14 protein-coding genes are annotated in these 15,692 nt (G+C 55.6%); all 14 read right to left on the reverse strand.

Annotated features, from left to right (window positions below):
* Positions 1–5: 5 nt before the first annotated feature.
* Positions 6–2,198: a phage baseplate assembly protein V gene (locus AC6BYQ_RS07245; protein ID WP_311271996.1), complete on the reverse strand. Its 2,193-nt coding sequence runs from the start codon at positions 2,196–2,198 to the stop codon at positions 6–8.
* A gap of 45 nt (positions 2,199–2,243) precedes the next feature.
* Positions 2,244–2,912 (reverse strand): CIS tube protein, encoded by a 669-nt coding sequence (locus AC6BYQ_RS07250; protein ID WP_273852432.1) that lies wholly within the window; start codon positions 2,910–2,912, stop codon positions 2,244–2,246.
* Positions 2,912–3,085 carry a DUF5908 family protein gene (locus AC6BYQ_RS07255; protein ID WP_273852431.1) on the reverse strand — a complete coding sequence of 58 codons (174 nt, stop codon included), beginning with the start codon at positions 3,083–3,085 and terminating at the stop codon, positions 2,912–2,914. Before AC6BYQ_RS07255 ends, AC6BYQ_RS07250 begins: the two co-directional genes overlap by 1 nt.
* Positions 3,082–3,546: a phage tail protein gene (locus tag AC6BYQ_RS07260; protein WP_273852428.1), complete on the reverse strand. Its 465-nt coding sequence runs from the start codon at positions 3,544–3,546 to the stop codon at positions 3,082–3,084. The genes AC6BYQ_RS07255 and AC6BYQ_RS07260 overlap by 4 nt, the downstream gene beginning before the upstream one ends.
* On the reverse strand, positions 3,543–4,790 hold the full coding sequence (locus AC6BYQ_RS07265; protein WP_311271995.1) for a phage tail sheath family protein: 1,248 nt from the start codon (positions 4,788–4,790) through the stop codon (positions 3,543–3,545). The genes AC6BYQ_RS07260 and AC6BYQ_RS07265 overlap by 4 nt, the downstream gene beginning before the upstream one ends.
* A gap of 63 nt (positions 4,791–4,853) precedes the next feature.
* Positions 4,854–6,371: a phage tail sheath family protein gene (locus AC6BYQ_RS07270; protein WP_311271994.1), complete on the reverse strand. Its 1,518-nt coding sequence runs from the start codon at positions 6,369–6,371 to the stop codon at positions 4,854–4,856.
* Between the two features lie 63 nt (positions 6,372–6,434).
* A complete protein-coding gene (locus AC6BYQ_RS07275) occupies positions 6,435–7,631 on the reverse strand; it encodes a phage tail sheath family protein (protein ID WP_311271993.1) in 1,197 nt (398 codons plus the stop codon).
* A 54-nt stretch (positions 7,632–7,685) separates the two neighbouring features.
* A complete protein-coding gene (locus tag AC6BYQ_RS07280) occupies positions 7,686–8,135 on the reverse strand; it encodes a phage tail protein (RefSeq protein ID WP_273852420.1) in 450 nt (149 codons plus the stop codon).
* A 788-nt stretch (positions 8,136–8,923) separates the two neighbouring features.
* A protein-coding gene (locus AC6BYQ_RS07285) for an IS6 family transposase (RefSeq protein WP_498056606.1) occupies positions 8,924–9,621 on the reverse strand; the annotation gives its coding sequence in 2 pieces (ribosomal slippage) (positions 8,924–9,490 and positions 9,493–9,621; 696 coding nt in all).
* Positions 9,622–9,720: 99 nt separating this feature from the next.
* Entirely contained in the window at positions 9,721–10,011 is a 291-nt protein-coding gene (locus tag AC6BYQ_RS07290; RefSeq protein ID WP_311271751.1) for a hypothetical protein, read from the reverse strand.
* Positions 10,012–10,174: 163 nt separating this feature from the next.
* The gene (locus AC6BYQ_RS07295) at positions 10,175–10,639 is read right to left on the reverse strand and encodes a hypothetical protein (protein WP_044030974.1); all 465 of its coding nucleotides are present in this window, start codon (positions 10,637–10,639) and stop codon (positions 10,175–10,177) included.
* Entirely contained in the window at positions 10,620–12,659 is a 2,040-nt protein-coding gene (locus AC6BYQ_RS07300; RefSeq protein ID WP_311271750.1) for a hypothetical protein, read from the reverse strand. Before AC6BYQ_RS07300 ends, AC6BYQ_RS07295 begins: the two co-directional genes overlap by 20 nt.
* Positions 12,656–14,386, reverse strand: coding sequence for a site-specific integrase (locus AC6BYQ_RS07305; protein ID WP_311271749.1), 1,731 nt, complete (start codon positions 14,384–14,386; stop codon positions 12,656–12,658). Before AC6BYQ_RS07305 ends, AC6BYQ_RS07300 begins: the two co-directional genes overlap by 4 nt.
* On the reverse strand, positions 14,379–15,668 hold the full coding sequence (locus AC6BYQ_RS07310; RefSeq protein ID WP_311271748.1) for a site-specific integrase: 1,290 nt from the start codon (positions 15,666–15,668) through the stop codon (positions 14,379–14,381). Before AC6BYQ_RS07310 ends, AC6BYQ_RS07305 begins: the two co-directional genes overlap by 8 nt.
* Between the last annotated feature and the right edge of the window lie 24 nt (positions 15,669–15,692).

Genomic DNA, 15,692 nt, shown 5'->3' on the forward strand with positions numbered 1-15,692 from the left:
GTGCCTTACCCCAGGTTGATCAGGGTCCCCTTCACATTGGTGGTGCCTGCACCGCCGACGTCCGTCATCTCGCCGGTCACTTTCACTGCGGCCGCCTCTACGCTCGCCTGTGCCGTTCCCTTGACCGACACCGTTGCGCCCGCTATCGCCACCTGGACGTCACCGGTGAGGTCGACTTTTGAGCTCTTCATCTTCACGGCCTCGTTCCCCTGGATATCCACGGTCAACGTGCCTACTACGCGGGTCTGATTGGCCGACAAATTCGCCTTCTCCGGTGAGAGCTCCAGTTTCCCTGCCGCACTCGCCATTTCAACCCGGGTCTTACCGTGACCAACCAGTTGCGCCTTCGCGTCCAGGATCACATCCTTGCCGCCGGTGACCGTGACCCCGGTCTTGCCGGTGACCGTGACCTGCTCTTCAGTTTCCAGCCTGATGTTTTTCTTCGTCGTTACGGACATTTCGCCCGCCCTGACCTCAACGGCCACGTTGCCCTTTTGGCTCGTGAGCACCACGCCTTTCTCCTGATCTGCCACCATCTGCTGTTCCGGCGTCTTATCCGTCCCCAGCGCCCAGGTGAACCGATGTGCGTCACGGTCAACACTCAGTTCCATACGCTGACCGTCATGGCGTAACACCATGCCTTTTTTCGCATTCTTCGCGCTCGGTTCAATGGCCGCCGTTCGTTTCGGGTTGTGCAGTGACGCGAGGATGACCGGGTCACCGCCCACAAACCCCAGTACCACCTCATCACCCGCTTCCGGATAAAACGTGACACCGCTGTTCTTGCTGGCATACACATGCCCCATTCGTGCCCAGATAACGTCCCGCCCCAGTAACGGTATCGTCACCGGCAGCCGGTTCCAGTGGCGGTGGGGATCGGCCTGAAACGGCGCCACCTGGCCAATGACCTGACCCGTCGGCACCGACAGCGGCGGTGCCGACGCCACCTCTTCGTCCAGGCCTATGCCGATCACCGTCTTGCCCTGCCGCCCGTTGACGCTGCATTGGTATTCCACCTGGGTCACTATGCCTTGACCGCTGAGGTGGGAACCGAAGCCATCAAGCACCAACGTGTCCCCCACCTGGTACGCCAGGCAACCCGCCACCGTTAATCGAACTCTGACCGCCTGAGCCTGCTGTGCGGCGAGCCAACCGTTCACCGCAGCCTGCTGGTGTGCCCCGTCCCATTGCCCCGTTAACAGGGTCATTCCCGCCCTGCCCAGGGCTTTCACCTTCGCCGGCGATAATCCGCCGCTCCCCAGGGACGGTTTTTTTGCCGTTTTCTTCACGACTGACTGCGTACTCAGGTCCCAACTCTGCATTGACAGTGGGCTGCGCTGGTTTACCCCTGAATAGCCCCATTCGGCATCAAGGAGCGTCACGCCCCCTGGCCCGGGTGTTGCCGATATCCGGTGCGCTTTGCCCCCCAGTCCGGGGGACTGCACCGTCACGCTGCCGTCCGCATGGGGCCACAACCAGGCCCCATGCAGCCCCAACACCGCCCGCAAGAAATACCAATCCGAACAGTTCCACTGAAACCGCTGCACGGCCTCACTCACCGCCAACGTCACGGTGTTCTTGATCTGATGTGTGTGCAGCACCTCGCGGATCAACGTGGTGTCCGGCTGCGAGGTCCAGATGCGACTCGTCAACGTGGACTTCAGCCCCTGCAACGCGTGTCTCAACCGGACTTTCACGCGCCGGCCGGATGCGTCGCTACTCACCTTCACGTCCCCTACCACCCCGTCAAACACCGTCATCTGATCTACCCTCACCGTGGCAGATTGCCCGATCTGACACCTGCCCATCAGCTGATCCAGCGCCGTGTAATCATCCGGCGCCGAATGCGGGAGACTCAATACCACCATCGCCGACGGGATTTCGTTGACCGCGTGCCGAGTCTGCAACTTTTCGATAAATACCGTCGTCGGATCTACGGCCTGGCCCCCCAGGTGTATTACCACCGTTAACGGGGCGATCGCCGTGTTTTTTCCCTTTTGCGACAAGCCAGGCACAGAGCCTGTCACGGTAGCCACGGCGCCCGCCACCGCAGCCACAGTGCCAATCTTGTCCGCCCACGCATTCAGCGGGGTCGCCGGCGCATCCGGTGTCCCCGCCCCCCCATCTGGCGCGACAGGGTGCGCGGTCAGGGTGTCCAGGGCCTGGGTTATTCGGCCGTTGAATGATTTATCGGTCATGGTGATTTTCCTCCGCCTCGGTACGGGCGTCCGACGCGCATGGCATTAATGTGCGATCAGCATCTGCCCCGGCGTCCATCCACTCAGGTTATCCGCGTCGTTCGCATACGCCGTCGCCAGATACCCCACGCTTCCCACCACCATCGTTGATTGAGCCAGTAACTGCGGCAACGAGGTTTTATCCGGCATCCGCAACATCTGCTTTCCTGGTGCCCGCATCGCGCTGAGTTTTGCCATTTCGTCGCTCGTTTGCCCTTTGAGCGTCAAAGTGGCCGTTGCCCGTAGCGGTTTCGCGTTTCGGTCAAACAGGGTGTAGGCAATGGACAACTGGGTGAGTCGTCCCGAAAAAAAACCATGCCCATGCCAGCTCATGCTGCCCCAGCTGACTCGCAGGTAAGGGGCTTCTCCGTTCTCGTCCACCGTGAAGCACAGGGCGCGCAGGGTGCTCAATTGCTGATCTACAGGCTGCCCGCCCTGTGGCCCCCGCGCATCTAAAATCAACGCCAAACTCAGCGTGGGGGGGTCAACCTGTCTGAACCAGCTCACGTCATGGTGCTGATTCACGCCGGCCGCTGTTTGATACGTTGCCCCATAGTCCAGATTGATCGACTCCGGGTTGTACATCGCCGTCAGCGAGCCGATCTTCTTCACCTGATTGTCACCCTGGTAGGCTTCCAGGGTCAGTTTCGCCAATCCGCGTTCTAACAGTCCCATCACCGTCGCTCCCGTTGTTCATCCAGTGCTTCCAGTACCCGCCGGGTCACCAGATCCACCCAACGCGCCAGGTCGTCTTCGCTGTTTCCCGGCCTTGCCACCGTGGCTCCCCCTTGAGGACTGTCATTGACCACCCGCGCTTCAATAACCAACTCCCGTATCTCCAGTGTCATCCCACTCCCCCCGCCCAGTGCAACTCGTGATACGCCAGCTCCAGCGTGTCGATCAGCACCGTGTTTCCTGTCGCGTCAAGGTCGCCGGTGTGCCATTTGACGGGCAATGCATCCGTTATCGTCCAGCCGCATTGTGGCCGCGAATGGCCATCAAGCAGGAGGATCACAACCTTCAGATACATTGGCGCGAACTGGCCCAGTGCCCGCTCGAACAACAACGTAACGGGGGTCACGGTCGCCACACCGCGTTCAAACACCAACGTACCGTGTGTCACACGCTCCGCCAGATTGACTGTCCCCAGGTTATCCCCACCTTCGCGCAATCCCGTGACCTGCAGCTCGCGCCCCAACCCTGAAATCCGCGCAAACCGGACGTCCATTGGGCTTGGGATCCCCTTGATAAAGAACGTCGCCAAAAATCGATGTGACAAACTCGGTGCACTCATCCACGGTGACGTCATGATGATTCACTCCCCAAACGTTCCGGGCTTTCGCCCACGGTCAGCTCCAGTTTCACCTCGATGAACTCCGCAGCATGCAACAGCGCCACGCCGACCTGAATGATCAGACGTCCTGCTGCCACGTCGTCCGCGGTCATGCTCTCGTTTACCCCCACCCGAACCGAGTACGCCGCGGTTTCGTCTGCACCGGCCAGGCCACCTTCCAGCCACACTCTGCGCAACCAGGCACTGCACAGCCCGCGAAGTTGAAACCAGGTAATGTCGTTATTCGGCTCGAACACCGCAAAGCGGCAGATCTGTTTCAGGTTGGCTTCTATCCAGGTCACGGCGCGGCGCACCTGCACATACCGAAAAGGGGTTCTGCTGGCCAGCGTTCTGCATCCCCAGACCCGGGTGCCCCGGCCGGCAAAACTGCGGATCAGATTAATCGGGGCTTTCTCCACATCAAACCACCCTCGGGCCAGCGTCTCCCGGAACTCCGGCTTAACCACATGCAACAACGGCACATTGGCCGGGGCTTTCCACACCCCGTCCGACACGTCACATCGCGCGTAGACGCCCAACACTGCCCCGCACGGGGGAACAATGCAAAACGCCTCCCGACGGGTGGGGTCGGGATAATCTGTCACCAGATGCGGACCGTAGAGCGCCACACGTTGAACGGCATCCCCCAGAGCATGCGACGAACGAAGTGCGGCGATACAGGTGCTGGCTACCGTCGGTTCCCTCGGCGCATCCAACACAAAAAACAGATCGGGACGGCTGCTGCAGGCCTGCAGCAACCCCTGCCACAACGAGAGGAATGTCTCCGCCGGTTCCCCCCCTTGATGAATCTGCTCAGCCAGCCAAACCAGTTGTGGCATCGCCACCAGTGTGATCCCTGGCTCTGTCAACAACCGTCCACACACCGCCTTGAGGAAGTCTGTCCACCATGTCTTTGTGTCGGTAACACGGTGCGTTGTCACCGCCGGCAAGTGCCCCTCAAGCACATAGCAGGGGCCGCCCCCATTATCGAAATAATGCCGCACCGTATCCCACAGATACGGTGCCAGTCCCTCACCCATTCCTTGCGACCGGTCCCAGGAGTCAAGGTACGCCAGACGTACCGCGTCATTCTTCGGGGTGTCGACTCGCCAGCCGATGAACACAGGGACCGCACTCGGAAGAGTGTCATCCCTTTCCGTCATCGGCATCATGGTATCCATCAACCTGACGCCCGGCTCCAGCCACGGTTGCTCACTCATCTCGTTCTCTCCCCATTACTCCAGCCTCCTCGTCAGCACGCCTGCCAGAGGCTCATCCTAACCTCACCCGGCAACGACATCCTGAGTCAGTTGCAGGATGATGAACTCCGCCGGGCGCACCGCCGCTACGCCCACTTTCACAATCATCTTGCCGTCGGTGATATCTTTCGGGGTCATGGTCGTGCCAAGGCCGATGTGTACAAAATACGCCTGCGCGGGTGTCTCGCCCTGCAGTGCCCCCTGGCGCCACAGCGCATTAAGGTAGTTATCCAGCGCCCCGCGCACCCGTTCCCAGGTCAGAGAACTGTTGGGCTCAAAAACGGCGGTATGCAATGCGGCACGGGCATCGCGTTCGATGGTGTTGAACAATCGCCGTACCGACACATACCGCCAGGCCGTCTGTGCGGGCGGGCTCATGGTGCGAGCCCCCCACACGCGTATGCCCTGCCCACTGAACGCCCGGACAGCATTAATCCCTGCATCGACCAGTTTTGTGTTCAACGCATCGTCGACGCGGACCGGGATGGCGTCGGACCATTTTGTTTCTTTATTCGCAAACCCTTGAGCAATCAGCCCCGTCACGCCCACCAACCCGACGTTGGCCGGCGCTTTCCACACCCCGCGCTCGCGATCTACACGGGCATAGACCCCCGCCATCGCCACGCTGGCCCGCAAGACCACAGGGTCGGATTTGTCTGGCAACGCGGGGAGCTGTTGTTGGATAAGAGTGTCGATGGGGGTTAAGATTGCCTGAGCGGCAGTTTTATCATTACCAGTAAGACTGTTGATTTTTTTCCTGAGCGTACCGAGTGGAATTGATGTCGAGCTGGCCTCTACTACTTTAATATCTCTAAGCTTTTTCAAATCAGCCTCGGAGAAGTTTTCAACCTTAATCAGTTGTTCATATCCCGGCGAGGACGGTTGAGCCACATAGTCGCGGTAATCCCGCACATAACCGGTCAGCAATGCCGGGAAATAGCTCGCTACCTGTGTTTTTTCCACCACGTCAGGTGCTGTGAACGTCCACTCCGACGGTGTTTCCGGTTTGCCTACCGGCCAGGCATCGGTCAATAAAAATCGACCGGGATTGCCGCCTGAAGTCTCGCTTGCGGCCAACAGTTTGCCTAGCTCGCCGTAAATAGCGGTATCCATTTTCTGATTGACGAATTCGCACCAGCACAACAACGTAATGTCAGGACACTGCTCGATAGCCGGGGTTATCTGTCCCAGAACAGTCTGCGTGATATCCTTGGCCCCCTCCCGGCGGATGTTCAGTACGTAACAGGGCCCGCCGCCGTTCTCGAAGTACAACCGAACGCTATGGGCCCCCATATAGGACGTCGTATGGATTGTTTTTGCTGTAGCATCAACGGTAATATGGTCTGAGGGACCAAATTGTTGGGTAAAGTCCAGCCAGCTCTCAACACGCACGCACATCAACGTTGCCGGCGTCTCATGGGGGGGCTTCGGAGTGAAAAAACCCAGAAAGACCGGGATTGCGGTTTCGCCATTCTGAATACTTATTGATGGCCCATTGAATTCCGTTACATACACACCCGGCACTGCATACACTTCGCTCATGACTCGTCCTCTCGTTGGTCATACGCCGCGGTACCGGGGGCACCGCCCGTTTCATTGCACCCGTCAGGCCGGCACCACATCCTGTGTCAGTTGCAGTACGATAAACTCTGCCGGGCGCACCGCGGCCAGCCCGACTTTCACAATCATCCGGCCGTTATTGATGTCGTCCTGGGTCATGGTCGTGCCGAGGCCAATGTGCACAAAATACGCCTGCGCCGGGGATTCCCCCTGCAGGGCGCCCTGGCGCCAGAGGCCATGCACATAGCTCTCCACCGCGCCACGCACCCGCTCCCACGTCGGCGCACTGTTAGGCTCAAACAGCGCCATACTCATCGCCGTTTTGATGTCCCGTTCGGCGGCATTGAACAACCGTCGCACCGGCACGTAGCGCCATGCGCCACTGTCTGCATTCAACGTTCGCGCCCCCCAAATCAACGGCCCGGTCCCGCGGAATACACGAATGACATTCACGGCCTTTCCACCAGATGTAGGTACGTTACAAGCGGCGCCCACCGCGTCCGAAACCTTGCACTTGGGGGTGGCTCCGATAATTTCGACGTTCGCCGGCGCCTTCCACACGCCGCGTTGCCTGTCTACCCGAGCATACACACCCGCCACCGCCCCGCTCGGAGGGACGTCAATGACACTATTATTTTCTGCAGAGGGCACCGTCAGCCACGGGTAGTACACGGCGGCATAAGGCGTTGAGGGATAGATATTCCCATCCTGCACCTTGGTTTTTACTGTGGCAGGCGTGTCCAACTCCTCTTGTGGGCCGTCAAACAGTGCAAACAGGGTTTTGCCGGTTCCGCACAGGGCTGTGACTTTTGTCACAAATGTCGCGGTAGTCGACCCCGCTTGGACCAGCAACGTCGCGTCATCCAGCGCCGGAACCAATGTGTCAAACTTATCCAGCGGGGCTATATAGCAATGGCCCCCGCCATTGATGAAATACAGCCTCAGAGACTGGTACAGGCGGTCTACGTCGAACGGCGCGACGGCTTTCTCCGCAGCTGTTTTCTTCGCATCGTCATTGCCCCCATCACCCGCATATGCCGTATCCCAGACTTTTTGCCTGACCGTGCTTACCTCCAGCCACGACGTAAATTCCGTCACTTTGTCTGTGGCCTGCATCGCCGAGGCCAACGTATTGCCACCGTCAAACGCAAACACCGGTACCGCCGTCTGTCCCGTCTGAATCGACAAAGACAGCCCGAACGGCTCCTCCACATAGACACCTGGTACCTTATAATCCGCCATAAATCCCTCTCTCGTTCCGATTTATCGCCCCGGGCTTTTTGCCCCCGCCGGCTATCAATTGAATGTTAATGTCAGGCGATCGGCTGCCAGCGTGAGTTCTTCAAAGGCAACCTCATTGCTGGTCGCGTCCAAGCTCGGCCCGCTCCACTTGGTGGGAAAGGCATTCATTACATTCCAGGTGACCAGCACTTCAGAGCCTGTTTCATTGGTCAGACTGATCAACACATCCCGCTTATCCACCCGGTTGAAAGCGATGGCATTAATCCAGTCATAAAGTTGGCTTTGCTTGGGCATCACGCCTCGCTTGAGCGTGATGGTTAATGGCTCTACCTGCCCCGGCATCTGATACAGATTTCCCGTGCCATCCTGATACTTCACCAACTGCACCGACTGATCGAGACCCGACACACTGCTGAAACTCATCTGATCTTTACCCACCGAGACCACAAACCGGTAAGTAGGAATTGGATAGGTATTGCCCATCGTTTTTGCTTCAAGTGACATGTTATTGCTCCTCATCAGATGCCGCGCGAGCTTGCGCAGCGGTTTGTTGTCGCGACTCCGCCTCTCACTTTTGCCGGCATCACAACACATCAATACCGTTTTGGTTCGTCTGTCTTCTTTCTTCCCCGCGTTGCGGGTACCCCCAGCGGGAATGGAAAGCCGGCACAACGCTACCGCCCTCATGCTTAACGCCCGAGAGGAAACCGCCTTTTAGCACGATAAGGCTAGACAGAACTGTCAATTTCGGCAATGCGTATAAATTCGGAATGTTCTGGTGTTTTTTAAATATCATTGACAACCAGATTTCCCGAAACCAGTGGGGGATTAACGTTATCGGTGCGTGCCCGCCACGCCGTATTCCACAAGGAAAGAGCACATAATTTCCTTCGCCTGTCCGGCGTCAACATCGAACGTCTAACCCCCATAAAGTCAACACCTTCCCCCTCTTCGTTTAAGAGAATAAGTTTGATATTTCCATATAAATAAACATTTATTCTTTTATGGCGGGATTATTTAGATTAAAACAATGCATACATTAAGCGTAAAAGTAAGGCCAAGCAGCGAGAACAATACGGGTCCTGCCGCATTAGGTAACATCCTGTTTTCTTCGATGTTACAAACCCATTTATCTTCTTCTGGAATACATTTAAACCCTGCATTACCCCTCGACGTTATTGTTCATGGTTAGGAAGAGCTGCATGAGGTCGGTACTGATATGAGATAATGCGTAAAAAGGGGCTCTGTCGCATTAACGACGACAGGTCAGCAGAAATCGCGCTGCCGTTTTTTTAGGCAGCCAACAGATAGAATTGTTCTGCGGGTGACAATCCCTCACTTTGCGAGTGTTGATATTGCCCTTTACGTATCATGTGGAGCAGCTCGATGCCAGCCAGAAGCGTTTGTGCCCGCCGAAATGATTTGAACCCCAGCATGGACCGTATCCGACGTTTGATATTTCGGTGATCTTGCTCAATCAGATTATTCAGATACTTATTCTGCCTGACGGTAATGGTTTCCTCTGCGGGTTTGTCGGCATTGAGTGTCGTCAGCGCTGCCGTGTTGGCGCCACTTTTATCAATGGTCACTCTCTCAGATCTGCCCTGGTGTCTAATGGCTTTGCGAAAGAAGCGTAATGCAGCCACAGCGTCCCGTTTGGCGGTCAGCATGAAGTCGATGGTCTGCCCCGAAGTATCCACCGCGCGGTAGAGATATTTCCACTGACCTTTGACTTTGATGTAGGTCTCATCCATCCGCCATCGGCGACCCACGGAGTATTTACGCCGTCGAAAGGCTTTATCCAGTGACGGTACCAGGCGGATGACCCAGCAATGAAGCGTAGAGTGGTCGACAAAAACACACCACGTTCAGCCATCATTTCCTCCAGATTACGCAGGCTAAGGTCATAGGCCAGATACCAGCGCACACACTGGGCGATGATATCGACGGGATAATGCAGTCGCTGGAAGGCATTTTGGCTCAAAGACATGGTCAGGTAACATCATTAAAAAAAAACAGCATGTTATCTGACGACGCCTTAATGCGACAGAGCCTTCGAGAGTGCTGCTAATCCGCAGATAGCACACTGTCATCGATAGTACTGATGACGTCTTTTCGCGTTGTGCTTCCAGCTTTTGGCGAGACTATCTACATTTGAAGGATAATCATCCCAGGGATCGGCCAGCGACTTTCCTCGTGCGGCTCTCAGTTTAAGCGGATAGACTTTGTACTCAATACGATGCAGATAGAAAAAGCTTTTTTCTTGCCGGGTGCTGAAATGCTTATAGTACGCATTTCTCAGCTGTGGGTACGTCAGCAAATACCGCTCGTAGAAAGATACAACTCTAAGAGCTCGATATTGCGGTTTTAATTTTTTCATCACATCTCCAGGTCAGTTAACGATACCTAGAAATGCGCCTCTGCGTAGTAGTTCATCTTTCCTCCAGATAACACGGTTTGCAAAATCTACTGTCCCTGATTTTGCGGCTGGCCAACAAGATATGGCGATATCGCTTCTCCTCGCACCCAGTCGGTTTTCCGCTTCAAAGTTTTTTACGGCCTCGCGGATCAATGGGCAGAACGTTCGAGCCCGGTAGTTGCCTTTCTAACTCGGTAATACGGTCATACAGTTCAAGAATGGTCGCGTCGGCTTCACTTAGCAGACTGGCCAGGTGATCCCGCTGCTGCTCAATTTCGCCAATCCGCTCTCGAAGCCCACGATTTTTTTGACGGGCTAATAGACTGACCTGGCGAACGGATAATGGGCGATCCTCTGCATACGATGCAACATAGGTTTGGATCTCAGCGATAAGTAAAGGAAAGCGCGTTTTCTTCAATGCGGAGGGATCTCTGCCGGCCTCTTTAGCCACATTATTCTGACTGACAGGGGTTCCTTTCGGCAGTCTTTCGGGTTTGTTGTTTTTTAGGCGCTCGAACGCTGCTCGATACTGCTCTCCAGCTCCCATTTGCTTGGCCGGGTCTGTGAAGTCATGTTTTGCGGATGACATGGCGGTAGTTCTCCACACTGCGTTTTTGGGCTTCCAGTGCAGCCCTCAGAGGGCTGTCTGCATCGGCGATGGCCAGCCGCTCGTCCAGTACTACGGCAAACGCCTCGACTTCGTCAAGTTGATCGGGATCATACAGTACGTTCGCACAAGGTTTGGGGTCTGCTGGGGAATCCCCCCCGCCACAACGAGCGATGTTGTCGATACCGCCATAGGGACAAGGGGTTCGGCTGGTACAGACGCCCAGCAAAATGGGGCGATGAGCCACGACGCCCTTCCTGGCCAGATTGATGATTTTCTTGGCCTCTGCGGCCGAAATCAATCGGACTATCTCGGCTTTCCGTTTTTCTCCGTGGGGGCTAATGAACCGGCTGCTCGTCAGTTGTTGCAATTGCCTGCCTAACATCTCGTACATAGTTCGGACATAGTAGCTATGAGCCTTTTCCTCCATTCGCACCCGTGAATGGTTTTGCCCATAATAGAGGCTCATCGCTCTGGCGACATGCTTCAGTTGAAACTGCAAGGAGGCGTCGCTGACCAAACCTGATGCCTGCATATTGACTGCGCCGGTTCGCCGCAGCTGGTGCCAGGCCAACGGCCAGATTTTACCCGCCGAATACTCCTCGGACAACGTTGGCGTCACCAATCGCCCCAATTCAAAATCTTCTGCCGTAATACGCAATTGCTCGGGATCGAACAGCTTATCGAACGACTGAACTACGTTGGCATAGCTCAGAATCGTGGGACGAATCGTGCGGTTGATTTTAGTGAGCTTTGCTCCCCAGGGTTCCAGCCTGTAATCAAGCAAATAATGATTGGAGGAGTTTCCTTGTTCAGAACCTACGCCAGAGGGCGTGTTACATTCTGCGCGAAGATCTGCAACCCTGCGCATAGCTTCAACCGCCGTGCAGGCAGAGGGAGACGTTACCCACAGGGCTTCAGCATCTTGCATTGTTTTCGTTGTTCGCCCACGCAATACATAAATGTCGCCAAATTGCGGATCACGTTCAATATGCAAACAATCAGCGCGCAGGTTCCATGCCTCTTCGACTCGCATGAGACTGAAGTTCAGCAGATAACTTAACCCTGCATGACTCACAAGACTCAGATAGCGACTCAACGTTTGAATACGAATTTCGTCGTCGTTCACACTCAGCCAGCGGCCAAACAACCCCACTATGCCAAACCGATGCGCGGTATCGATAAAAGGGCCGTAGTACTTGCGTCCGGTTAACTTTCCATTTGTTCCATCCGAAGGCCACTGAAAGGGATAGAACGATGACGGTCTGATTTGCCCCTGGAGATTGGCAGCATTATGCCTATAGGCCGCCAGGCAGAAACGGAAGCACTCCTCAATCTTCTCTTTATGCGCCAAAAAATCATCCAGGCATTCGCGTAAGCGCATAACCTGATAATGCCAAATGCGAGGGGGAATATAGGGAGTTTGGCGTTTTTGGTGAGGGGGTATGACCGCCGCAAGGCGTGCCAGCCCTGCACGATCCAACAAGGTAAAACCCAGTGTATCTCGCTGCTCATACAGTTCGTGCAACAGTGTCAAAAGCTCCCATGCCCGGGAAACTTGCAGCTTTTTCGAAAGGCACTCAACCACACGAGGAAACTGGCTCAACTCGGAGGCAAGAATGCCTTCTTGAGTACACAAAACGAAGATCTTACGTATTTGATCAAAGCGGGTTTTCAGACCTCGATATCCACGGGCGCCATTGGGGCCATACAGCCACCAACCGATAATTAACCGCAGTAATTCGGCGTTAACAGGATCTATCGCGGCGGCATATTTCTTTGCCGGGCCATCGCCGAAATTAAGCGTAACCGCTTTTCCCGCCCACGGGTCGAGCCGCCAAACGGCATCCCCCCAACGACTCACCACCTCACCAGCGGCATCAAGAATGACTGGCCAGTCAGGCTGGGGTGGCCAGCACGGTGGGCGATAATTAGGTGCATCAGGCTCTGCAAGGGGGGAGCCGATACCAAGGCGAAGTTCGGAAAAAATATTTTTCGTCATGATGATTTCTGCCGCAGCTCTGCCAAGCGGATGAAACCATCCCAGGCCGGGTGATAATTGCCCTCACGGATACGGGCTTTCGACTCTTCGACCCACAGCCTACGAACTTCACTACTTTCTTCAAAAAAGCGCAGCTTAGCCGCCAACCGCTCAATGACCAACAAGGTCGGATGTTCTGCCGCCATATTCTGACTCAAAACGGGGGGGCGGTAGCGCGCCAGCTCAAGCGATTTTAGGTAACGCAAGCTATCGAGAGACCACACATGATCTTCACTTTCGATATCCCGGTGCTGAATACAGAACAAGCAACCTGCAGCATTTATACAGTCAGGTCGCGGAGCGTTCTTCGGCATCGCAACCATTGATTCAGGTTCGACCGAGACACATCGGCCTGGTGCAGGTGGTGAAAGGAACGGATCGCTCTGTTGATGGAAGCGTGTAATCTCCACCATAGCGATCTGCGGATGGGGGGCGGCGTAAACGCGTATTAGCGTTTCCACCGTGTGCTGGGCCAACTCAGCCACCTGATCTGGGTTCTGGGACTCTCGAAGCAGCCAATTGATGCGTACCCCGCGCAGTTTTCGCGGTCTCACCATCGGCATCCCAAGCTCGCGGCAAATGCGCATAACGTTGGTGAACTGCGTCGCTTCCTCCAAAACTCGTCCCCCGCAACGTATCAGTGGAAAGAGCAGACTTTCCATCTCATCGGGAAACCACGCCGAACGCCATTCGAGATAACGCTTAAACCACTCTCGATAACCGGCAAAGATCTCGAACAGCACTTCACCTTCACGTCGATTTTTGTATGCACGTACCTGGTAGCCATCCAGGTGGCTGGCGTAATGAAATTGTTCGACCCGCAAAGTATGGGCTTGCTGCAGATTCATGCCGGTCTGAGCGATGAACATCAGCAACTCACTTTCGATGCGTAAGTTGACAAGGGGGGAACGAGTTCGCACGGTTCGATCCTCTTCCCAGGCAGCACGTGCTACTCGCGACTTTTCTATCTGCGTCATTGTTTGAGGTCTGGTACGGCGCGCCGCCACTTTCTCCGGGTAGGGCAGCCCAGACCATTGCTTCAGTATCTGGCCTGTACGCAATCGGATGCAGACCGGCAAAGGTCCTATCGTTACCTCCCAGGTCAGAGCATTGCATATATCTGCTAGAACATGCCCGAACGCAAAAGTATTTTGCAGATCCTGCTTATCCGCTTTGCTCGTATGCACTTTGCCTTTGCCGAGCGGCTTGCGAATACGCGTGCTCTTGCTCAGACTTGTCTGGCGATCCAATACTCGATCAAGCATCGTCGCCGTGAGCCTGGTGAGATCGTATAACGTCCCCTCACTGAGGCTGTGCTCAATCCGATAACGATGTAGCAAATGTTCGGTCCAACGAATGAAAGTGTCGGCTACCGTGTCAAGACTGAGGTTATCGCCTGCCAAATCGCACCAGGCAAAGAAACTCCGCAACGCACCTATCTTATTTTTTGCCGAGAAGCGGCTGCCGCCGCCAGCAAGATCGCCGGCGACATGTTCATGTAGCCTTGTCACCAGTTCAATACGTTCTGTCAAAAGGTCACCAAACTCGCCTTGGGCGATCTGGCGGGCCACAGACTTTACCTTTGCCGCTGCGCCTCCGCGAAACAGCAACGGCCGGAGATCCCAGGGCGTTTCAGCCCCCCCATACTCAAGCATCGGGAAAGTGAGATCGATACTGGAACTATCCATTCTGCCGCTCCTCCAGGCTGATGCCACTAAATACCGCCATAAAGTGATGAGAAAGGGCTTGCTTTATCGGCACTGCCTGCACGAATCGTATGTACCTGAAAGTGGTAGCCTCGGAGTTAGGGGCATGAAGCAGCGCATCGCTGACGATTGCAATGGCGAGTGCCGCATCGGCACAAGTCGAGAGAGCCAAACGCGCCAGCTCTGTACCGAAGGTACAACGCGACTGATGAAAGCGAAACCTACGGAGCATCTGTAACCCTGCCTGGTTCCCCCGCTTTCGAAAGTTCGACATTTCGACATTCACCGCTGATGACTGATCGGTGCCGCTCCTGCCATAAGCGTTGCCGAAGCGGGTCAAGAACAGCAGATCGCGATTCTCGGGCGTGGCTTTCGTTGCTCGCTCCATCCGCCGCCAGCTCGTGGCGTATTCCAGCAACTTATCGCACAAGGCTTCAGGTAGCCAAATCTGGCCGGTTACGCCGAACTTCGTGTGTACAGGCGGAGCTGCACCCGGCCCCACCGCAATCCGTAACAGCCCTTCCGCAGAGGGATCTGGCACGGCATGTTCAAGCGTCTGAACTTTAAGATCACAAATGCTGCCAAGCCGCATTCCGGTAAAAAAACCGAGTGCCAACATAAGATAGAGCTCCGGCGTAGCATTCTCGGTGGCGAAATCAAGTATGGCATCACGATCCGCCGCAGTCATCGGCAATAACCCATCTTCCAGGGTTTGGCCAAGTCGTTTGCGATTCGGGATGCTGAGATCGGTGGTGATTCCGTTCACCGATCGCTCAAACCCAGCCTGGTCAAAGAATTTGACGGTGTAGGGCTGCTCTCGCCATAGAGGAACATGTGGCGCCAGAAGTTCCCTGCGCCTCACCCACCGGTAAAACATGATGCAATTGCGCATATATTCAGACGCCGTGGAAGGGCTGATCTGGCCCGCATTGCGCATCGTGATCAACGCTCCACGGTATAGCACCAGACAACGGTCGGCTTTTCGGACAGGAAACTCGAACCAATGCAACCCACGCGACTCAAGGAACTTGGCGTAATTCAAAAGGCCATTCATGTTACTGGCAACGGTTTTCAGGGAAGCTTCCCCCGCCGTTGCTCGCTCCATGGCCCACAGGTTTGCCTCTCTCCATGGCATTCCCCCTGCCCAGAAAATCTGAGGAAAACCCTTGATAGAGGGCCGGTTGCTGCTGACTAAGTAAGTTACGCGGCTTTCTCTACGCTCGAGAATGTGGGGTACAAAATGAATGTGTTCCAGTGTCGCCATGCAACCCCCTCAGACGTTTAAAAA

Source organism: Serratia sp. LTN-2, from assembly GCF_059740205.1.

Coding starts and splice junctions, on each gene's coding strand:
- AC6BYQ_RS07280 (WP_273852420.1), bottom strand. CDS start 8,135: ATGTCACTTGAAGCAAAAACGATGGGCAATACCTATCCAATTCCTACT.
- AC6BYQ_RS07270 (WP_311271994.1), bottom strand. CDS start 6,371: ATGAGCGAAGTGTATGCAGTGCCGGGTGTGTATGTAACGGAATTCAAT.
- AC6BYQ_RS07245 (WP_311271996.1), bottom strand. CDS start 2,198: ATGACCGATAAATCATTCAACGGCCGAATAACCCAGGCCCTGGACACC.
- AC6BYQ_RS07255 (WP_273852431.1), bottom strand. CDS start 3,085: ATGACACTGGAGATACGGGAGTTGGTTATTGAAGCGCGGGTGGTCAAT.
- AC6BYQ_RS07300 (WP_311271750.1), bottom strand. CDS start 12,659: ATGACGAAAAATATTTTTTCCGAACTTCGCCTTGGTATCGGCTCCCCC.
- AC6BYQ_RS07290 (WP_311271751.1), bottom strand. CDS start 10,011: ATGAAAAAATTAAAACCGCAATATCGAGCTCTTAGAGTTGTATCTTTC.
- AC6BYQ_RS07295 (WP_044030974.1), bottom strand. CDS start 10,639: ATGTCATCCGCAAAACATGACTTCACAGACCCGGCCAAGCAAATGGGA.
- AC6BYQ_RS07260 (WP_273852428.1), bottom strand. CDS start 3,546: ATGACGTCACCGTGGATGAGTGCACCGAGTTTGTCACATCGATTTTTG.
- AC6BYQ_RS07250 (WP_273852432.1), bottom strand. CDS start 2,912: ATGGGACTGTTAGAACGCGGATTGGCGAAACTGACCCTGGAAGCCTAC.
- AC6BYQ_RS07305 (WP_311271749.1), bottom strand. CDS start 14,386: ATGGATAGTTCCAGTATCGATCTCACTTTCCCGATGCTTGAGTATGGG.
- AC6BYQ_RS07310 (WP_311271748.1), bottom strand. CDS start 15,668: ATGGCGACACTGGAACACATTCATTTTGTACCCCACATTCTCGAGCGT.
- AC6BYQ_RS07265 (WP_311271995.1), bottom strand. CDS start 4,790: ATGAGTGAGCAACCGTGGCTGGAGCCGGGCGTCAGGTTGATGGATACC.
- AC6BYQ_RS07275 (WP_311271993.1), bottom strand. CDS start 7,631: ATGGCGGATTATAAGGTACCAGGTGTCTATGTGGAGGAGCCGTTCGGG.